Raw genomic sequence first — 19,605 nt, 5'->3', positions numbered from 1 at the left:
TTGTCACAATCCAAGTATCTGGCAAAGCGATTAGAGTTCAGTGTTTACCAAGATAGTATTATAGACACGCTGCAATTACGGAACTATAGATGGCAGTATCTCACTCAAAAAAAGGATACGATCATAGTTAAGTTGGAGCGTAAAGTTGAAAACCTTGTTATCATTCAAGATAATGATGAGTCACATATTCAAGAGCTGAACTTGACCATTAAAAGACAGCACAAACAAATAAAAAGAGGTAAGCTGGAGCGCTGGTTTTTTGGCGGAGGCTTACTCATACTAACCGGAATAATAATAGCACAATAATGAGTATAGTAGGATATCAAAGTAATGTAATAATCAAAACACAAGGTGGCGGATTAATAGCAAACACTCAGCGTGAGCTGAGTGTGCCATCTAATCAATTAAATGCAGATATGTTGCACTCACCTGGACGTAATATTTATGCAGTGATTAACGAGAATATCGTCATTGGCAAAGACATTAGATTGCGCTCCAGATCTGGAAGAAAGGAAATTGCGGGCTGGCAGTTGAGTCTACCAGCACCAATCAACAAAAACCAACAAGGCGAGCATACAGGAACACTTTTGAGCCGTCAAGGAAAACCATTTTACTATGCAATAGATGATGACGGTCGTGTATTTGTAAGTGGCATTTTTAACGATCCAGAAGATGAAATCATCTTTAATGTTAACCCTTATGTGGCTGAGCTTCCACTGAAATTCAGACCGTTCTCAGGTGGAATATTTGTATTGCCTCCAGATGTCATCGAGAGAGATGAAATCGAAGAATCTGAGCCAGTAATTGTAAGAAGAACACGAGTTTCTAAAACGCTGTAATAAAAATAATGATGCTTTCGCGAAAGCGTAATCTAAAAAGTAATGGATTTAATCAAAATACTTGCAATTGTACTGGGTGCTACTGGGTTTTGGAAACTCATTGAAGTGCTATTGCAATATGGGACGCAAAGACGTCTTAAAAGTGCGGAAATACGTAACCTAAACGTCCAGGCCAATAGTCTTGTAGTGGAAAACTATAAGCTATGGTCTGAGAATATGGAAAAGCGTTTAAAACAACTGGAGAGCAAGAATACCTTGATGAATAAAACGATAACTAAACAACGAGATCGTATCACTGATCTTGAAAAGTATATCGAGCAGTTAGAAGAAGAAATTCAAATTTTTAATAAGCAAAAAAGCAATGAACGTAGATAAAGGAAATAATACATTGAACTATATTTTTGGAGCGTTTATACTATTAAGCGCTGTAAAAATAAGTTCCGACCTATTCTTGAGATACAAGAAAAGTAAAGAGTCTGTAAAAGGATGTGGTTGTGGTAAAAAATAACAATCAACATATCTATGTTGGATTAGGCACCTTGTCAATTTTGATGATAGGTGCTTTTGCTATTTATAGAAAATCAAAAGTAAAATCGGTTAAAAATCAAGTGGTACAAATCAATCGACAACCTATCGACTTGTCGGTTTTTGACAGTCCAGATATTCCTGGTTCTGGTAATTGTATGGATAGGCAATTAATTTTTATGCTTCAGCAACTGGAAGCCAGAACAGGCTATCCCATTTTTCAATGGATCAACTCTGGAGCTCGTAGCCCATCACACAACAAAAAAGTGGGCGGTGTTTCCAGTTCGTCTCATAAAATCCCTACGTGTAAAGCTGTAGATATAAAGGCTCAAACTACATTTATCCGAAATCACTTAGTCTCTGTGGCTCGCGATGTTGGTTTTAAGCGCATAGGAGTAGGTAGAACCTTTGTACATCTTGATACTGATGATATGAAGTCGCAGTATGTTGCTTGGGGTTATCCAAGTGGGACGCCTGCGGAGGTTAATCCTTTTGTTTGACACTTACCTCTTAAACAACCGTTCCATACTTTTATCCTTTCTTAATGCACTTTCTGAACGCTTCAGCACCTTACTTACCTTTTGCAGTGTGCCGTAGTTAGATTCAGCCCAGAGAACTAGTTCCTTATTGAAATGAGCAATAATGTGATTATAATCTTTACCATCTATAAAGAAAGTATCACTCGATTTGTTTGGTTGCTGTTTAGTTGACCATTTTTTGAATTCTGAAATAGCCTCCTTTACGGCAACTTTTTGATTCTTATGTGATAAATAAAACGCACCTACAAGTGCTGCAAGTCGTTGTAAATCTCTAAAGTTTCCGAAAAGCGGATCTTCAGTTAAAAACTTATCAAGCGCGGTTGTATTAATCAATTTTAGACCATCATCGCTATTATGAACGCTTTTCCAAGCTTCGCTCCAAAATCTTAATAGATCCTCTCTCGACTTTCTCAGCGGTGGTATTTCCACTATAAAATGAGCAATTCTATCTATAAAATCTAAATCTAAATATGTGTCGTTTAATTCTTGAAAGCTCTTGTTACTAGCAGTAATCAATCTGAATTTGGCGGTTCTAGGTTCATTAGATCCTAGAGGATAGTACTGACCAGTTTGTAGAACTTGAATAAGCTGGCGTTGTAAAGGTTTTGATAAATCTTGAATTTCATCCAAAAATAGAACACCTCCTTTTTCAAACTCAGCTAATATGCCGTCTTTGTCCTGATTTGCTCCTGTAAATGCGCCTTTGATATATCCAAAAAGTTCTCCTCTAAGTAGTTCTTCGTTAAAAGTTCCGCAAGCCAATTCTTTATAAGGTAAATTAGTATGTAAAGGAGCAATCACCTCTCTGACATAAGTGGACTTTCCTGTTCCACGTTCACCTAAAAGCATTATAGGAACATTTAATAGATGCGCAAAAACTTCAATACGTTTCTCTGCTTCCATTCGTAATCCAGATTGAGTGTCATTAGGATTTATTAGCGGAGTAAATATGTCATTAAACTTACGTTTGAGAACTTCACTTAGGTACGTTTTAGGCTTAAATTTTATTTCATTTATTGCATAACTATCATCTGCTTTCGACCATTGACTAGACCATAGTCTAGTGTTCTCTGGAAGATAACCACTCGCATTTAACATTAGCCATACTACGTGCATTTGAGGTGTTCCTGGAGAAACATTAATATGTAAATTACCTGAATAGGTACTGAAATCAGATTTAAGTAATTGTACCAATCCATCATATATGGATTGGTAATGTGTCACACTTTTTATTGTGATTCCCTTATTTCTGAATATAGGGAGCGGTCTTTCTTGTAGTTCAAATTGATCTCTTACCCTTTTTACTTTGGCTAATCTGTCCTTATCAATCAGAATTTTAGCATCTAGCTCTTCTTTAAAGAATACCTTTCTTTCTGCTATGTTTAGATCAGTTAATGGCTGGTTATGCAAATACAAGACTTCATTTATCAAAATATTTTCATTCTCCAATAAACCAAGAATAGTTCTAGCAGTAACAATGAAACCGTGATTGTAGGAATCCCAGGTTAAAAGACAGTTTTTAGTTTCCATAAAGCTCCATATTTTTATATTCCGACCATTTTGAATTAATGTATTGCATTAGCTCTTCTTTATTTGACTTTACCCAATCGATATTAATAACTATTTTATTGGCAGCTATCCATTTAATCTCTGATTCTTGAGGTTTCTTTTCTCCCTTCTTCATTTTAGAAGTGTTCACTTTTTTAATCAATACCTTAGAAAGTACTTCGTCAATAGGTTCTAATCTCGCTGATTCGTTTTCTACAAATCCTTTTAATGTAGCGACCTTATCGACTTCTAAATTTTTATGTTTTTCAAAATTATTTGTTCCATTAGTATCCTTAAAAAAAGTAGCTAAGTCTAATAGCTTCGTAATCTCTTTTTTCAGATTGACTTTTTTAGTTTCTGAAATTTTATCAGTTACTAGTGCTTTGTTTTTGAACGTATTGTAGTTGCTAATTTCTTGTACACTTTTTTGAGAGTGAAATGTCAACGGAAAATCCTGTTTCCATTTATTATGTATTCCTATCAAATCTTTGGTTTGTCTATTACTAAGAAGCATACCAACCTCAAATCCAGTATCCATTCCGTGCTTTTCAAAGTTTGCTGTAAAAACATACGCTTCTTTATCGTCCACAATAATACTTTTAGCGTGTATTAATGGATGGCAGAATACTTTTGCGCCAGCTTTTTGTAATTCCGAAATATGATTTACAATAGTTTTTTCTCTTGGTCTACAGAAGATGGTCACTTCAATCCCTGATTTAATTTTACTTAAGATCTCTTTCGCTAACTCGTGCTCAATATCTAAACCAAAAGTTGAAAATGATATACTCTCTTGAGTATTACTAATGCTGGTAATTAACGTGCTCTTTAGATTAGACAAGCCCGCATTTGGAGATGTGCAAAGAATGTGATCTAGTTGTGGTGCTTGGAATTTATTTGCTGGTCGAACTTTATCAAATGTTTCGGTGTCATTCTGCTCATCTGTAGTATGTTCCCAAAAATGATATACAAATAACTTAAATAGCTCATTAGTTTGTCTCTCATCAAGTTCAACACCTAATTCTGGGTTTTCTTTAAAAGGCTTTTCATTAAAGTTACCTGTAAATAGATATCCATTGGCATTGTTTGATTTTGGATCAATCAAAATAAATTTTGCGTGTAGATTTTCTGCTTGACGATGTACAAAATGTCTTCTAAACTTCTTGTTTATCATTTCTTTATACTCATCAGTAATAAAATTATCATCCTCTGGGTAAGCCTGTGTTTTTAATCGTGTCTCTGCAGCATCTAAGATAAAAACCTTAACATCTCTTTGACTTGCTTCAACTAATGCGTCTATGATACTTGTATCTTGAATAAGAAAAGATTGTAAGCAAATCATCTCTTCAGCTTGCTGGATGTGCTCTATTATGTTCTGAAAAAGCACTTGTTTTGGTCCTGATTCAATTACTGATAACTGCTGCTCTTCTGTGCTTTGCCATTGGTTAGTAGTTAGTATAAAGACATTATCAAGAATCTCTTCATTGCGGAATGTTTGTTTGAAATTTATAGTATGCATTTGATAGTCTTTAATGATTAAGGTAATTGATGGTGTCTAGTTTTGCTTTGATATAAAAACCAGCGGGCTTGTTATGTAATTTATTTATTAACTCCATTCTGGATATTGAGTTAGTTAAACCTTGCTTATACACAACAAACTTTTCAGCAATCTCTTTTGTATAAACATTAAACTCTTCATCAGAGAAAAAATAATTTTGAATACGTGAAACAACTAGTGCAGTAAACCATTGTGCTGCTTCCTGATCATCCAATGGACTTATTTGTACAGGTTCTTCGAGTTCAATTTTATTAAAGTAAAGACCGTCATATTGTGGATTATCTATAGAAATATTTCTTTTTAATGAGAGGTCTGTATGGTTAAAAGGCATCCTAATTAATTGTTGTTCTTCATCATAAGCACTCTGGTATTTATTAATCAAAAGTTCTGCTATCACTTTGCTTTTAGAAATTTTAACTGTTTTTGAAAAATCTAGTAGTTGAGATGTATAACTCTCCTCACTGAAATTAAAGGTGTAATCTTGCTCTTTTTCTTCATCAAGAGCATAAGTGTTTTCAATATGTTTTAATTTAAAAGTGCCATTCTTTAAATGCTGACTTTCATTAATGAAATTATTGAATTCGCGTTTAGCATTACTTTTAGTGTTTTCTTGATCTTGAAATTCGTCTTTGCTTAAAGGCTCTAATTTTACGATTATTGGATCTGCATTTTTAGGATAAGCAATGGTCAGTGCTATAATACCTCTTTTTTCTTCTTCAATTTTTCCATCAAGACAAACATTAAGTCCCATTTGGGTTAACTCATAAGACGTCTCATTGTTTGAAAATATCCAGTCATCAGCTTCTTTTTCGATGCTTTTCAAATAATCAAGACTTTCTAATCTAAATAGTAAATTCGATACAGCGTTATTATTTAATGGTTTCAAGAAGTCTTGTAATTCTGAAACATTAAAAACGCCAATCTCTTTGCAAACTTTTAAAATAGAAATAAGTGGCGATTCTTTACTAATTTCTGTATAGTCCGTAAGTACTTGATAGGTTATGGTAGGTGTATGTTGTGTAAGTTTCATTGCTTTAGTTTCTTGATTTGTGACTCGTTAATCTGGTATTAATCTCCGTTGCCATCTTTTTGAGAGCTGGAAGACCTGCTCCCTTTTTTAATCGTTCTGGATTTCCAAATAGCACAAGTTTATAACGTGCTCGAGTAATGGCCACATTCAATCGATTAGGGCTGTTATAGTGAGCGCCTGCTGTAGCCTTTGCAAAAGACAATAACACCATATCTGCCTCGTCACCTTGAAATTTATCTACCGTGCACAGGGTTATTTTAATATTTCCTAATGTGAAAAACTTATTTTTTCGATATTGCTTCGTAAGCTCTTTAAGCATTTCTTTTAGTTTAGCAACTTGATCATTGTAGAAAGAAAGTACTGCTACTTCATATACTTGTTCTGACCTCGCTTTCGCGAAAGCGTGAAAAGAAATTAGTTCTTGTTTTATGTGATTTACTTCTTCTGGATTAGTAATACGTTGTTTGCCTTTATTGTTATATTTAATTTGATATCCATTTGGCATCCACATAACAGAATTTTCACTTTTATTATATTCTCTAAGTGGATTATCTCTAATTTGTAATACAGTATTTGCAGTCACTAGGTTATTACCGTCATAAAAATGTTCTCGAGAGTATCTGGCAATATCATCTTCCATACGATGCTGATAGCTTAAGGATTGAAACTTCAATTCTTTCACTTTGGTCATATTGTCAAAACCAGAATAAAGTATTTTCTCTACATTATAAGTTTTACCGTCTTTTGTGGTGCGATCTTTTTCTCCTACACCTATTTGTAAGAGTTCTAGTATAGAAGGCAGGGCGACTCGTCTTAGGCCTTCTACTTTCTGCTCAATAGAAGAAGGAACTAGTATGTCATATTCTATTTTCTTATTCTTTTCTAGCTCTGGCTCAAAACGGTATTGATACATCTGCTCAAGACTCCTACCTACTAATTCGCCCCAGTTCTGATCTTTATCTAGTTTATAGGAATAGTTGTTAATCCAAGCTTTTCTTCCGTTTTTGACTTTGTGACAATGGTTTTGATGATGGATTAGTAATGCGTTTTTAGGTCTATTACCGTAAAACTTTGCTTTAAATTTTAAGTGTTGAGCAAGGAGCGTTTCATTTTCTATTGAAGGCTGTGCTATTATTATATCTACACTATTTAATAACCAGTGTCCAGAATTAGTTGATAGAGAAGATTTCTGGGCGTCTAAATGAAATACTTCTAAGTTGCTTTCTTTTAAATTACTGAAATGCTCCTGATCTCTTTTAGTAAATAATACGTGAACTACTTTTTCTTTGTTTCTCAATTTCAAATCCTTTTGAAGCTCAAAGGTCTCAGCTATAAGATTTTGTTGGTCTTTATCTAGTAATTTATTAAGATGCTCTGTAACAATATCTCCTTCTGTGTATGGAGAGAGTTGGTTTACATCACCTACTAAAACCCACTTTTTTGCGTGTAGTGCGGGAACTAAAAAATCTAAGAATGTCACTTTTGAAGCCTCATCTACAATCATTACATCAAAAGGTTTACCTACTCCAGACTTAATTCCAGGATGTTGTAATATTCCAATTGCTGTGCCACCTACCAGATTTGCTGAATCCAATATAATTTGATCAAAGTTGGAACTTGAATTCTTAGAGTTGAGGCTTTCCTTTAGAGCTTTTATTCCAATAGAATCTTGTTTCTTATTCAAGTTACTGAGCATTTCTTTTTTGGTATGCTTGATAAGCTGCGTTAAATGATATGACTCGACACTTTCTTTTCTTATCACTCCAGGGCTAGATGCTATACGCATAGGACTTACTAAACCTTCTGTATGTTTTTTATACTTGCCTATTATTCTGTCAATAACATTATCTACTGCAACGTGTGTAGAGGAAACTAACAACACGCGCTGTCCTTTTAAAACACATTGAATGATTAATTCTATAATAGCTGTGGTCTTGCCAGAACCTGGTGGTCCTTCTAAAAGTGCAAAGTCTCTAGATGCTAAAGCTTTTTTAACAAATTCTTGTTGTTCTGTTGCTCCATCAATATTGGTGTTATTAAGGATTTTAAAATCAATGTTCTCCGCTAAGTTTAAGTCGTAATTCTCTTCAAAATACCTGTTACTTTTAATGGGTAAATCAAATAATCTCAAAAGTGGTGTGTGATGACTTTCTGGCTTATTATTCAAAGTTCGCAATGCGTGCTCTTGCATACTGATTTGATAATCATTTGCTTTAAGATAGATGGTTTTATCAATACCAGGATCTTTATTAAAATCCAAGTATAATTCCTCTTCATTTCGATCACTTATTCTAGCTTCATTGTCTTTATCCTTCCAGAGCTTTCCAGTAGGCTTAACCGAATAAACTATTTCTTGTTCATTCTTAAAAAGATAATTAGTAATTACAGAAGATTTCTTCTCTCCTACGGTATCCATTGACTGAAGGTGATATCTCCAAAGAATAGTTTTGCCTTTTTTACCTTTTTCAATTTCCTCCTCAAAGGTTTCTAATTGAACTGGTATGGCTATTGCATTTTGATTTTGAATAACTTCTTTTGCGCTTCTTAAATAATCTTGAGAATCCCTAATACCGTGAAAAACTCCATCTAAAAGTTTATTAACTCGGTACTCGTCTTGATGTTCTCTGTTAAAAGCATTAAGTTGCCTAAGTGTTCTTTTTGGTTCAGATCTCATATTTAGTTGCTATAGTTCATTCCCGTATCTCCATAAGTAGCATACGTGGTAATAAGAATGTTCGTTTTTGCTACGACAACGATCTTCTTTATAGATAGGCATTCTGCTATACTCAAGTAGCCTTGACTAACTGCTTCCAATATGTAATTTTGATTCAAGCTATATTCTTTTTTGTTTTTACTAGTAGTTTTAATTTCTCCTTTTACAAGACATAGTGAAATTAAAAACTCTGGTATGTGTCTAATTCTCATTCGTTCTTCAAAGTGCGACGTTAATTGATAGTTTAGTATTTTCATTTTATGTTATTTAATAAGCTGATAAGCCAATTAAATGCCATAAAATAGAAGTGCTCAAAACCAGTCAATTGAAAATTTGAATTCAATTAAGGAATACAATATATTATAATTTTGGTAATATATTACAATATATATATGCTATTTGAAGCTATAAAATAAAGTGCTTGATAACATAGTCATTAGGAATCTTCTCCTGCTCAAGCCTATAATTATTCTCCAATAAGAATCTATGCAATTTACTTTCAGCTTCCGTGAGATTATCTAATTGAGACACTTTAGATCCAGCACCTTTGTCATTCTCAAAGAACTTATTAAAGGTGTTTTCATCCATTAGTACGCTTTTTGTTTGAGGATAATATCCTCTTACTTGAGATAGAATTTCAAAACCGTGAGCGTCGAAATCTCCCCAATAAAGCACCTCTTTAGTTTTGAGCCATTCTATGTTTTTAAGATTAGATACCCCAAATCCTTGACCAAAAACAGCTATGGTATTAGTCATATCTGGAAGAGTTAACGTCGTGTAAAGGGATGTCTTATTTTCAACAATAATTACTTTTGAAATATTAAGGTTGAGCTGATTAAAATGACTTAGTGGTAATGCTAAATCACTGACTCCCGAAAACGAAATATCTGCTATGTTTTGATCGAGTATTTTAAATCGAACTAGTGGTTCTGAATATTTTAGACCAAACTTTTTTTCAAATCTTTTTTCTGATGAAATATCTTCTGGATTTAAAATAGTTTCAAGAAGTGTAGTTAAAACGAATTGATTCTTTTCTACAAACTTGGTATGCACCTTAATTGGTAATTCTCTTATGTACAAATTAGGTTGAGGATTGTTTTTAAAATATGTACATACTTTTAATAGATCTCCCCACTTATCCAGGTTATTCAATAAAATAGCTGGCTTATTAAAAATCACTTCTTTCAGTTTTGGGAAAGTTTTGAAAGTGACTTCACAAGCATTATCAAATTGGATAACTTCCTTTTCTTTATGAAGGTATTGTAGATAATCGAGCTCATTGTCGAAAACAAATTGTGAGGGAAGACTTTGCAGACCTAAACCTTTTTTTCGTTTTTGCGTATAGACAATCTCATAACCATATCCCTTTTTCTCTTTTGAATCGAGATAGAGTCTTTTAATCTCTTCACTATAACCTGAAGTGTTTTTGCTAGGTATTTTATTTCCTGGTATAATCAATGGGAAAAATACATCTCTATTTTTTTTACTTTGTAAGTAAGAGATGTATTTTTTATTGGCTTTTTTATAAATTTCTTCTGGTGCAATCATACTTCTTCAGTAACATATTTTTCACGTTCTTCTTGAAATTGTTCTATAGTCATATCATATAACCAACTATTGCGATCATTTTTTCTTGATGCAAAATGCACGAATGAGATATGGTCTTCAACAATATCAATATTATCACTAGGAGTAACAACAAGTAGTTGAAGATGTAACTGTTTACAAAGGTTAATTAGATAATTTGCCTTCTTACTATCTTGTGCTTTGAATGCTTCATCAATAGCGATAAATCTAAAAGAATCGCTTTCCGTTCCTGTTTTTGTTAAGCCGAACTGGTATGCAATTGCAGATCCTAATACAGTATAAGTTAACTGCGCTTTTTCTCCTCCAGAGAGTTGTCCCATACCTTCATAGGTCTTCTTTTTTGAATCATCTTCCTTGTAGAACTCTTCTGCCTTGTATTCATACCAAGTACGTACATCCATTACTTTACTTCTCCATTCAAAATCACGAAGCTTTTTAATAAATGGTTCAATTGCATTTTCAAAATGAACACGTTTACCATCAACTGTACTGTGCATTTCTTTGAAATTTGGAATAGCTTGTAATAGGTATTCTTTGAATTCATTTATTAATTCATTCTTTTTAGATTTAGCAATTAACTGGATGTATGTCGTTTGTGGTACAGTCTCAAAATCAATTTTCTTTAAAGATTCATTTAAGGCTGATACGTTTTCCTTGATTTCTTCAGACCAAGAACCAAAGAACTCATTAAACTCTCCAACTTTATTTGTCAATGTCTCTTCCAGATAATTATCAAAGCGCTTTTTGTACTTAGGCAGATCGTCTTTGGTTAATGAAATGTATTTTTCTTGAAAAGCGGATGCTAAATCAACGTTTAAGCTCAAATTACTCACCTCTGATTCCCAAGAAGGGAATCGTTCTCTTATCTTTTCTGATGGGATTTTAAAAGCCCTCATTTTATCTCCTAATGACTTTTTGAGTCTATTCAGTGATTCTGCTAATTTTGAAATTTCAAGATTATTTTCTTTTTGAAAAGACTCTTTATTTGATGCGAAATTGGAATATGAAATATTTTCTAAATTACTATTAGTTATTCCGAAACTAGATATGTCTATCTGATGATTGGGTATTGACTCTAATAATATGGAATTTTCGTTATATATTTTGTTGGCATCATCAACATTAGCTTCAATTTTACCAATTTGAATTAATATTTTGTCACGTTCTTCTGTATTAGAGTTTAACTTACTATCAAGAATATCCTTTTCTTCTTCCAGCGCTTTTATTTTATCGTTGGAATCTTTTAAATTCTCAATTCGTTTTTTAAGAGCTTCAGATTTTTTAGCAGATGTACTCCAGTCTATTAAATCAAATGAAGGAAACAACTTTATTAAATCATTTAAGTTGTCTTTTTGGGTATCTAGTTCTTGTATATTAATCTCAATTACATTGTATTGAGATTCCAAGGATTCTTTGTTTTTTCTAAGTTCTTGGACTTGATTTTTCCAATAACTAATTTTAGAAGAATTATCCCATCCAAGCACATAACGTTCCTTAGAAAGCGAGAACTTTCTATCGTCTTTTTCGTGTCTACCTTTACCAAATTTTGTTAATCCTTTAGTTGTAACTGCTTTTTCTGCTTTCGCGAAAGCAGACATATCATCTGTACAAAGGAAATTAAATCGTGATGTAACATTTTGTTCTACCCATTCTTGGTATTGACTTGTGGTTTTAAAATCCAGTTTACTTACTAGGTAATTGTCATCGAAGACTTGTGGAGAAAGTGCCTTTATAGAAAAAGAAGATCTAATACGCTCATAAGATATTCTCCCATTCAATCGTGTTTTATTGACATATTCATTAACAGCATCATAGTACTCGTCAGGCACTAACAGTTTCAATCCAAAACTATGCAATGCTTTTTCAATAGCTAGTTCCCAAGCTGTTTCGGACTCTTTAATAGCAATTAATTCTCCAACAAAAGGGATGTCTTCTTTTGTCGCGCCAATCGCTTTAATCAATTCATCTCGTATCTCTGAAACTCTACCAGTAATGTTATTTCCGTTATTAATTAAACTTTTTACAGTTTCAACTCCTTCAATTATTTTTTTACCTTTTTCAGTAATTTCAGACTCTATGCTATAGAATCTCTGCCTTTCACTAGGGAGTTTTAAATCAATCGATTTAATTTCTTTGCCTGCTTTTTCAAAAGATTCTTGGAATATTTTTTTTGAAGGATCTTTAGCTAAACCTGTAGAAGAGGCAGTTACGTTGTATGTCTCTAATCTAGTTTTTCTATTTGTCGTGTCTGCATCAACTTGAGCTCTTTCTGTTTTTAAATCTTCAATTTGTTTCCCTACTTCATCATTCTCTATTTGAGTCTTTACTGTAGAGATTTTGTCTCTTAGACTGCCTTCATCTGTTTTTAAAACTTTAATTCTAGCATTGCTGGCCTCTATTATACCGTTTAATCGATTTTTCTCTAGACCAGAAAGTTCTTTACCTTTTTCAGCAAACCAATAAAGAGCAGTATCTCTATTGAATTCTAGTTTTTTTAAGTCTTCTTTCTCGGCATCTAATTGATCTGCTAACTTGTTAATTGGTTCTAATTGTTCAATTTGTTCTTTAGCCTTTTCAATATTGTTCTTTGCGTCCATTAAGGTAACGAAGCTCTCTTCTAAAGCCTTGTATTCATCTTCTGCGTCCTTAAACTCTAACATTTCATTTCTAATAAATGCATCAAGATCTCCTAATACTTTTATTCCTACTAGTTGATTGAAAAGGTTTAATGCTTTTACAGAGCGCATTCCAAATAATTTGGTGATACGCTCTGCGTATTTAGTTGGCCCTTCAAAAAACTCAATTTTACGTCTTGTACTATTTTGATTATATTTAGTTTCTAGCAATTTTTTCCAAACTCCACCACCATCAAATAATGTAAAATCTTTCTCAATTTCAAGAGGTTGGTAAGCCAGTCCAAAGGTTCGCTTCATCTCATTACCTGAAAACCATCTTACCTGAAATAATGTAATTGACTTTCCATCCGTATTTTCAAAATTAGCTAACAGTATTGAGTAACAACTTTTATCTCTTAAACTTTGAGTAGTAGTACTTAATTCTCCATCTTTCTGAATATCGCCGTAGTGACCTAAAACATAGCTAAGTTCTGTGCGATCGCCTTTTTTCTCTACACCGGAAGATTGATTATAAAAACGACTGTTTTTAAGAGGTACTATTAATGTTAGTAGCGCATCTATAAAGGTCGTTTTACCAGAACCATTTGCGCCAGTAAGCAAAGAATTGTTTCCTTTTGGATCTATTCTAAAAACATTCTCATCAAATGTTCCCCAGTTAAGAACTTCCATATATTGAAGCCTGAATCCTGCTTCACCTGACACTGTGCTAAATAGACTCGACATAGGCTTCTAATTGATTTTTGAAATCATTTAATATGTCAAGAGAAACCTTGTCTTTAATGATTTTATGAATAATGTATTTTGGTTCTTCGTCGTTCTCGCTTACCTCTTTTAAATAACGCAAATCTATAATTTTATTAATATGAGAATCTAGGTCTTTTAAAAACTGAACCGTGTTATATTTTTGAGGTAAGAAGCGTTCTATTTCAGCCTTAAGATCTTCCTTAAGAATGTATTTAATTGTCCCTTGAATTTCAATAGGATTGTTTTCAAATTCTTCGAGCATTTGTCGAAGTATGACCAACACAACTGAAACTTCAAAACCTATAGCTCGTCTGCTTACTAAGCCTAAAGTATTATCATCTTCATCTATTATGAACTGCTTGACAAATGCATAACCATCTTCTTCTTGAATGATTAATTCTAAACCTATTACACTAATATATTCAGCAATCTCTTTTTTATAAAGTAATGTATCTTCCCAGGTACTATCCTTTTTATTTACCGTGCCTTTCAGAAGTCTCACAACTGCTTTGGAATAAGGCTGTATTTTTTCTATTAAACTCATTTTATTATTATAATTTCTGGTATTTGTATTGATTTACTCTGCTTCTTATCAAAGAATACGGTATCTAACTGCTTATCATTAAACTCGTGGGTAAAATCTTGCAAAACTTCAAAGTAACCAAAGAGTTCTGGTAAGCCTTCAGAAATACCACCAGTTTCGTTAATTACTTCTATTAGTGTTGTTTGATTTTTATTAATCAAAATACTTTTAATATTAGACTTGAGCTTCTTTTTGTTTATTGTTTTTCGAGTGACAACATCTTTAAAGTCATCAGCTTGGGTAAAGTCATTATCTGCTCGCTCAGGTTTAACTTGATATACGTGATTTTCTTTCTTTTCGTAAGTTAGTCTTCGTTCAAATGGAACATTAAAATCTATTCCAGTTTCAAGTTGCATAGATAGGTCTGGACTAATTCTATCTTGACTTATTATGGATAAACTCTTCTTGATATCTTGAATAAGATTTTTGACTAATACTTTGTCAACTGCATTCCCTTCTCTTATTATTCTACTTAGCTTCTCAGCCATTTTATCATTGGCTTCATAAACCCTTTTGCCTGATTTAAAAAGATATCGTTTTATCCCTTTTAGAAAAGTATCATCATTCTTTATCCCTTTTTCATCTAGTTTACTGTAAAGTTCTTCTGTAAGTTCTTTCCATTGATCTTGAAGCGAACGATCCATTAAAAACTCCCAAAATGCATAGAAACTTTTTCCTTGATGACTTTCTTTTAGTTTATCAAGTGCATCAAAAGTAAAATCTAAGACATCGCTCTTTGATAAAGATTTATCGAGGTGTTTTTGATAAATTTCATTTGTGATTTTTTTGAAGTTATCTTCTACTTCTTTAAAATCTGAAAGTAACTCTCTTGCTGTTGTGTTGAGTCTTTCAAATCTTGGTATAATCTGGAAATCTTCAAGGATTTCTACTTCCTTACCCATTTTTAGATCCTGAATCTGCTCATCAAGTTCTGCTTTTTTTCGTTCTAGATTCTTAATTCTCTTATTTACGTCTTCATCTGTATGCTCAACTAGTTCTTGTAGTTGATTGAAGATGTCTTTAAATTTAGATTCGGCACCTATAAAATCTTTCTTCTTAAGCGTTTCTATCCAGTTTAGGGTTTTAATGGTGTAAGGAGATAATTGATACACTATATCTCCATTCTCGTTATAATAATTACTTAAAAACCCGCTATCAGTCCATTTTTTGATAGACCTCTTAGCCTTTACTTCATTAGTATCAAATGTTTGTTGTATGTCACTTTCTTCATCGAAATCAACTTCAAAATGATCTAAGTAATCTTCAAGCCTTCTATGAAAATCATCAGAAAGTATAGAACTTCTATCTTGACTAAATGCAGTATATAAAAACGCTACGACCACATCTAACTTTCTTAACTTAAGTAAGTTTATGCTCGGCGAATCTTTTAATATATTTTTAATGTCTTCTATTTCAAACATTCAATTATGATTCTATTAATTCTTTAAAATGCTCATATATCATTACCATCGCAAGCGTGTCTAGCTCGCAATATCTTAGTAGCGCACTTTCAAGTGCGTCACGTTCCTCTTGTGTTACTTCTTCAAACTGCAATTTTGCATAAGCTGTTAGAGCAGTTCCTCCATCTGCAATGTCTCCTATGTTTGCTAATGCATTATCTAATTGTTCTTGTGACCAATTTTCATAAACAGATGGTAATGCCTTATATGGACTAATCGCTTTTCCATCTTCAAACTGAAGAAATACATATTCTTGAGGGAAGTTTTTAGAGGTTAGGTTGATATCACTTATTGGTTTTACATATTTTCTCTTTATCACTTCACTAGTATTTAAGACTGCTGGAAGTACTGCTTTTATAGATAAGCTTCCGTTCATTTCTGGATGGAAATAATAATTTCTCACTACTTGGAAGAGGTCGATCATATCTCTTGGTCCAGACCAAGTAGTTGCAGAGCTTCCTGTATTATGACTAATAGATTCAATGAATGAAATAAGAACGTCTTTATCGTCCTCTGATGATTCTAGTAACTGTCCATAGATTTTATTAAGTATCGTGTTTTCGTGATTGTGATATCTAAATATTGAACCTTCGTTTTTAGTTAAAGAATCTCTCAAGGCTCTCACAAAATCGAAATTTGGAAAATGACCGATTTTTGTATCAAGGTGTTCTGAATAATGCTCAATGGTACCATCTTCAAAAACAATGTGATGGCTATATTGAAATGCTAATTGCTCGTATGGTTTTCTGCCTGCAGTAAATGGTATGGCCACCGCAGTCGTTTCAAAATCAATAAAATTTAGTGGAAACTTCCAATTACTCATTTCCTTACGAAGCCCATCAATTTCGATCTGCGGTGCATTGTCGCTTTGTTTAGTTTTCTCTATTTGTAACCAGCGTCTTTCGGAATTACTTATGGCATCTGCTTCTAATTGAATATTGATATGCTCCAGTTCTATTTGATCCATAAACACAATTCCTTGTTCAAATAAACTTCCGCTACCTCTAAAATTCCAAACATCATAACTTTTAGGCTCAGATATACGCTTTCGCGAAAGCGATAACTGATTTGTCCAACATTCGTGATATCCACTTTTAACGTCTGAATCAGTATCATCAACTCTGTATTCACAGCCTTTACAATGCTTGCCAATAGGCGTGTCCAAGCGGATGTCATTTTTATAGCTATCTCTAAAAAACAAAACACAATCTTCAAATGATTGAGTTTCAAAAAGTGGATTCTCATTGTGAATTAAATTCACTTCGGCATCCACATTAATGTTACAAAGAATTGAATCTCCTATGTGCTGTTTAGTAAGACCAGGTGTTGTTATTATTCCGGTTCTTAAATCACTGTTTTGAGCTATTTTGAAATGTTGATTTAAGCCATTAACAGTAGTCTTTTTAGATTTATCTACAAGATTAAGATAGGTTGTAATATTCCATTCAGGATGACAGCTTTGCGTTACATATTTCTGAAATGCGACATCATATAAATAATCAGACCAACCTAAACCACCTCTTGAGTTTATAAAACTATCGTGATGAGCGCTATCTATAGATTTAGCTTTTACCTCAATTAATTTGATGTTATTGCCGTGCTTTACAAGTATATCTGTTCTAATGAATAGCCCTTCAAATAAGAATGCTGCTTCAAAGATTACGACATTCTTATTGAGTAATAATTCACTTGTTTTGTCTGCAAGTTTTTGATAATTCCAATCCTCGCCAAGAATGGCAACGCCATCTGGGTATTCCATACGAGCCAATTCTTCCACTTGGAAACCTCCTTGAGCAAGTGCTTCTAAGAAAGTGTCAGTTTCGCTAGAATCTTCATATTCTTTCTTTCTAGTATAGAACAGTTTAGTTGGACAATCAAGTGCCAACTTAAATCTGGATTTAGTTAGGTAGCGTGGCTTAGTCAAATTTTAAGTCGTTCATTAAATTATTAATTCTTTTAAGATTCTCTATCGTTGCTTTCATATCAATAACATCGCTATTGTCCTTTATTCTATACTCATTAGATAAAGCAGCTACTGTCATCCATTTTCCTATTCGACCATTTTGATGAATATCAATTTTATGCTCTTCAGCTAATGGGTATAGCTTTTGTCTAAATTTATTTCTTACGTGATACTTATTCTCCTTAGTTCCTTCTACATATATTTTTATACAAAGTTTAGTATGCTCAAGTTGTAGATAATACTCGAAAGAAACATCATCAATCTTTCCAGAGTTCCAATGCCACCAGTAACCTAAAAAACCACCATTTCTTTGTGGTACATAGTCCCAAGTCCCATCATTAAAACCTTTTTGGATATTTTGATAAAAACCTTTCCAAGAATCCCAATGCCAATCTTCAAAAGGAAGCGTCAAGTAACTTTGAACAGAACTTCTTCTCCTTTTTAAAAAGTTTGTGAAGTCTACATAAATACTATTATCAATGCCCGATTGAATACCTTCCTCTAAAACATCCAATAAGTCTTTTCGTCTTATAATTTTATATCCATTGTCGTTTGCACTTTTGTATCTACTTTGATCTCCAGTCTTAAGATATATAGGGTAAATTGTTTTATCTGCATATTCATTCTCTAAGAGTTTCTTATATCTGGATAACTGATTACCGTGTTCTTTACTATGAACTTTATCTTCAATGAGTATAACGTGCTCGTCGTTAATTACAATTACAATATCAATACTCTTGAATTGGCGTTTTATAGTCAAACTATCTATTGATTTGATTTCGCCATTAGTCATTAGGTTGATAAAGTTTGTCGCGGAATCAGTCAGAAGAGTGTTAACTCCTTTATAGGCCGGATGTGTCCAATCTATAAACCAACATAAAAAAGCATCTTGAGACAATTCAGAAGTTGCCCATTGAAATAAGTTAGGAGTTTTATTCATAGTTATGCATCATTTGTTTTATGTGGTTTTTCATTTTTTCTCTCAGCCTTATAGGTTCTTTAATAGCTACCATTCCAGCCATTTTCAAGACTTGCGTTTCAAATTCATAGTTGGACTTAATATGAAAAATTGCCTCTCCCCATTTACCATCTAATCCGTCTATACAAACTTGTGATTTATGAAGCGGTAAACTCCTTAAATACTTTAACTGTTTATTATCAGCACTTAAAATTACCTTTTCAACTTTCTTGGATTCGTTGTAATTAAGACCAACAATATCTTCATACAGCTTAATTTGAGCTTCAAAGTCTTGAGATAAATCGCTTGGAGTATCTGTCAATTTTAAATCTGATATTCTATCAATACCAAAGTTTCGGATCTCGTTCTCTCCTTCAGGAACTGCAATTAAGTACCACCTGTTTAAATATTCTTTTAAACGCAATGGAGTAACCGTATATGTCTTTCTAGTTTCTTTGTAATAATTCTCTTTGGTAAAAGTTAGCTTTCGCGAAAGCGTAATTCCCTTAACTATCCTAGCCATATTATGCAACCCTGTGAAATCTGAACTATCATCTGGAATGATGTATTTATTAAAAGATTTATAATCTTTAATTCCTTCTTCATACATTTCTGCTAAGGAAGAAAACTCAGCAAACTTCAAAAAACTACTTATCTGACGCTCGTCTTCTTCTAAGACGTAACCACGTATGGATCTGCTGTAATTAATCTCAATACCAAAATCATCTTTCAAATTTTTCAAGTCCCTTTCTAGTGTACGAGGTGTTGTGTCAATATCAAAATCTGCGAACAATCTGTCGATCATTTCAGTTTTTGAAATACCACTTTTACTCGTTACAAGATGCATTATGCAGGACAGTCGTTTCAATAGTTTATAATTTGCCATTTTATTTAATATTCAAATTTACAAATGCACCTCGCCAAA

The 19,605-nt window shown here is 33.0% G+C and carries 16 protein-coding genes; 4 read left to right on the top strand and 12 right to left on the bottom strand.

What is annotated here, in order from left to right:
• From HM990_RS13640 to HM990_RS13625, 4 genes are all read left to right on the top strand, one after another.
• Positions 1-306, top strand: a complete 306-nt coding sequence (locus HM990_RS13640) for a hypothetical protein (RefSeq protein WP_178989473.1) — start codon at positions 1-3, stop codon at positions 304-306.
• The gene (locus HM990_RS13635) at positions 306-839 is read left to right on the top strand and encodes a hypothetical protein (protein WP_178989472.1); all 534 of its coding nucleotides are present in this window, start codon (positions 306-308) and stop codon (positions 837-839) included. Before HM990_RS13640 ends, HM990_RS13635 begins: the two co-directional genes overlap by 1 nt.
• Positions 840-881: 42 nt before the next feature.
• Positions 882-1,214, top strand: a complete 333-nt coding sequence (locus tag HM990_RS13630; RefSeq protein WP_178989471.1) for a hypothetical protein — start codon at positions 882-884, stop codon at positions 1,212-1,214.
• A gap of 119 nt (positions 1,215-1,333) precedes the next feature.
• Positions 1,334-1,864, top strand: coding sequence for a D-Ala-D-Ala carboxypeptidase family metallohydrolase (locus HM990_RS13625; protein WP_178989470.1), 531 nt, complete (start codon positions 1,334-1,336; stop codon positions 1,862-1,864).
• A gap of 3 nt (positions 1,865-1,867) precedes the next feature.
• Here the strand turns inward: HM990_RS13625 and HM990_RS13620 are convergent, their stop codons facing one another.
• The 12 genes from HM990_RS13620 to HM990_RS13565 all read right to left on the bottom strand — a co-directional run bounded on the left by HM990_RS13620 (position 1,868) and on the right by HM990_RS13565 (position 19,566).
• Positions 1,868-3,433 carry a sigma 54-interacting transcriptional regulator gene (locus HM990_RS13620; protein ID WP_178989469.1) on the bottom strand — a complete coding sequence of 522 codons (1,566 nt, stop codon included), beginning with the start codon at positions 3,431-3,433 and terminating at the stop codon, positions 1,868-1,870.
• Entirely contained in the window at positions 3,423-4,967 is a 1,545-nt protein-coding gene (locus HM990_RS13615; protein ID WP_178989468.1) for a phospholipase D-like domain-containing protein, read from the bottom strand. Before HM990_RS13615 ends, HM990_RS13620 begins: the two co-directional genes overlap by 11 nt.
• Positions 4,968-4,977: 10 nt before the next feature.
• Entirely contained in the window at positions 4,978-6,036 is a 1,059-nt protein-coding gene (locus HM990_RS13610; protein WP_178989467.1) for a hypothetical protein, read from the bottom strand.
• Between the two features lie 4 nt (positions 6,037-6,040).
• Positions 6,041-8,710, bottom strand: a complete 2,670-nt coding sequence (locus tag HM990_RS13605) for a DEAD/DEAH box helicase (RefSeq protein WP_178989466.1) — start codon at positions 8,708-8,710, stop codon at positions 6,041-6,043.
• Positions 8,711-8,712: 2 nt separating this feature from the next.
• Positions 8,713-9,006, bottom strand: coding sequence for a hypothetical protein (locus HM990_RS13600; protein ID WP_178989465.1), 294 nt, complete (start codon positions 9,004-9,006; stop codon positions 8,713-8,715).
• Between the two features lie 148 nt (positions 9,007-9,154).
• Complete coding sequence (locus HM990_RS13595; RefSeq protein WP_178989464.1) at positions 9,155-10,297, bottom strand: Wadjet anti-phage system protein JetD domain-containing protein; 1,143 nt, start codon at positions 10,295-10,297, stop codon at positions 9,155-9,157.
• Positions 10,294-13,641 (bottom strand): ATP-binding protein, encoded by a 3,348-nt coding sequence (locus HM990_RS13590; protein ID WP_178989463.1) that lies wholly within the window; start codon positions 13,639-13,641, stop codon positions 10,294-10,296. The genes HM990_RS13595 and HM990_RS13590 overlap by 4 nt, the downstream gene beginning before the upstream one ends.
• Before the next feature lie 37 nt (positions 13,642-13,678).
• Entirely contained in the window at positions 13,679-14,260 is a 582-nt protein-coding gene (locus tag HM990_RS13585) for a DUF4194 domain-containing protein (protein ID WP_178989462.1), read from the bottom strand.
• Entirely contained in the window at positions 14,257-15,720 is a 1,464-nt protein-coding gene (locus tag HM990_RS13580) for a DUF3375 domain-containing protein (protein WP_178989461.1), read from the bottom strand. The genes HM990_RS13585 and HM990_RS13580 overlap by 4 nt, the downstream gene beginning before the upstream one ends.
• Before the next feature lie 4 nt (positions 15,721-15,724).
• Positions 15,725-17,644, bottom strand: a complete 1,920-nt coding sequence (locus tag HM990_RS13575) for a DUF2779 domain-containing protein (RefSeq protein WP_229719271.1) — start codon at positions 17,642-17,644, stop codon at positions 15,725-15,727.
• A gap of 31 nt (positions 17,645-17,675) precedes the next feature.
• A complete protein-coding gene (locus HM990_RS13570) occupies positions 17,676-18,662 on the bottom strand; it encodes a PD-(D/E)XK nuclease family protein (RefSeq protein WP_178989459.1) in 987 nt (328 codons plus the stop codon).
• A complete protein-coding gene (locus tag HM990_RS13565; protein ID WP_178989458.1) occupies positions 18,655-19,566 on the bottom strand; it encodes a helix-turn-helix transcriptional regulator in 912 nt (303 codons plus the stop codon). The genes HM990_RS13570 and HM990_RS13565 overlap by 8 nt, the downstream gene beginning before the upstream one ends.
• Positions 19,567-19,605: the final 39 nt, after the last annotated feature.

It is taken from the genome of Winogradskyella schleiferi (assembly GCF_013394655.1).
In the GTDB taxonomy this organism is placed as follows: domain Bacteria; phylum Bacteroidota; class Bacteroidia; order Flavobacteriales; family Flavobacteriaceae; genus Winogradskyella; species Winogradskyella schleiferi.
Note: the sequence above shows the minus strand (reverse complement) of the source record. Positions and strands in the feature narration are given on the sequence as shown.

Coding starts and splice junctions, on each gene's coding strand:
- HM990_RS13635 (WP_178989472.1), top strand. CDS start 306: ATGAGTATAGTAGGATATCAAAGTAATGTAATAATCAAAACACAAGGT.
- HM990_RS13630 (WP_178989471.1), top strand. CDS start 882: ATGGATTTAATCAAAATACTTGCAATTGTACTGGGTGCTACTGGGTTT.
- HM990_RS13620 (WP_178989469.1), bottom strand. CDS start 3,433: ATGGAAACTAAAAACTGTCTTTTAACCTGGGATTCCTACAATCACGGT.
- HM990_RS13615 (WP_178989468.1), bottom strand. CDS start 4,967: ATGCATACTATAAATTTCAAACAAACATTCCGCAATGAAGAGATTCTT.
- HM990_RS13610 (WP_178989467.1), bottom strand. CDS start 6,036: ATGAAACTTACACAACATACACCTACCATAACCTATCAAGTACTTACG.
- HM990_RS13605 (WP_178989466.1), bottom strand. CDS start 8,710: ATGAGATCTGAACCAAAAAGAACACTTAGGCAACTTAATGCTTTTAAC.
- HM990_RS13600 (WP_178989465.1), bottom strand. CDS start 9,006: ATGAAAATACTAAACTATCAATTAACGTCGCACTTTGAAGAACGAATG.
- HM990_RS13595 (WP_178989464.1), bottom strand. CDS start 10,297: ATGATTGCACCAGAAGAAATTTATAAAAAAGCCAATAAAAAATACATC.
- HM990_RS13590 (WP_178989463.1), bottom strand. CDS start 13,641: ATGGAAGTTCTTAACTGGGGAACATTTGATGAGAATGTTTTTAGAATA.
- HM990_RS13585 (WP_178989462.1), bottom strand. CDS start 14,260: ATGAGTTTAATAGAAAAAATACAGCCTTATTCCAAAGCAGTTGTGAGA.
- HM990_RS13580 (WP_178989461.1), bottom strand. CDS start 15,720: ATGTTTGAAATAGAAGACATTAAAAATATATTAAAAGATTCGCCGAGC.
- HM990_RS13570 (WP_178989459.1), bottom strand. CDS start 18,662: ATGAATAAAACTCCTAACTTATTTCAATGGGCAACTTCTGAATTGTCT.
- HM990_RS13565 (WP_178989458.1), bottom strand. CDS start 19,566: ATGGCAAATTATAAACTATTGAAACGACTGTCCTGCATAATGCATCTT.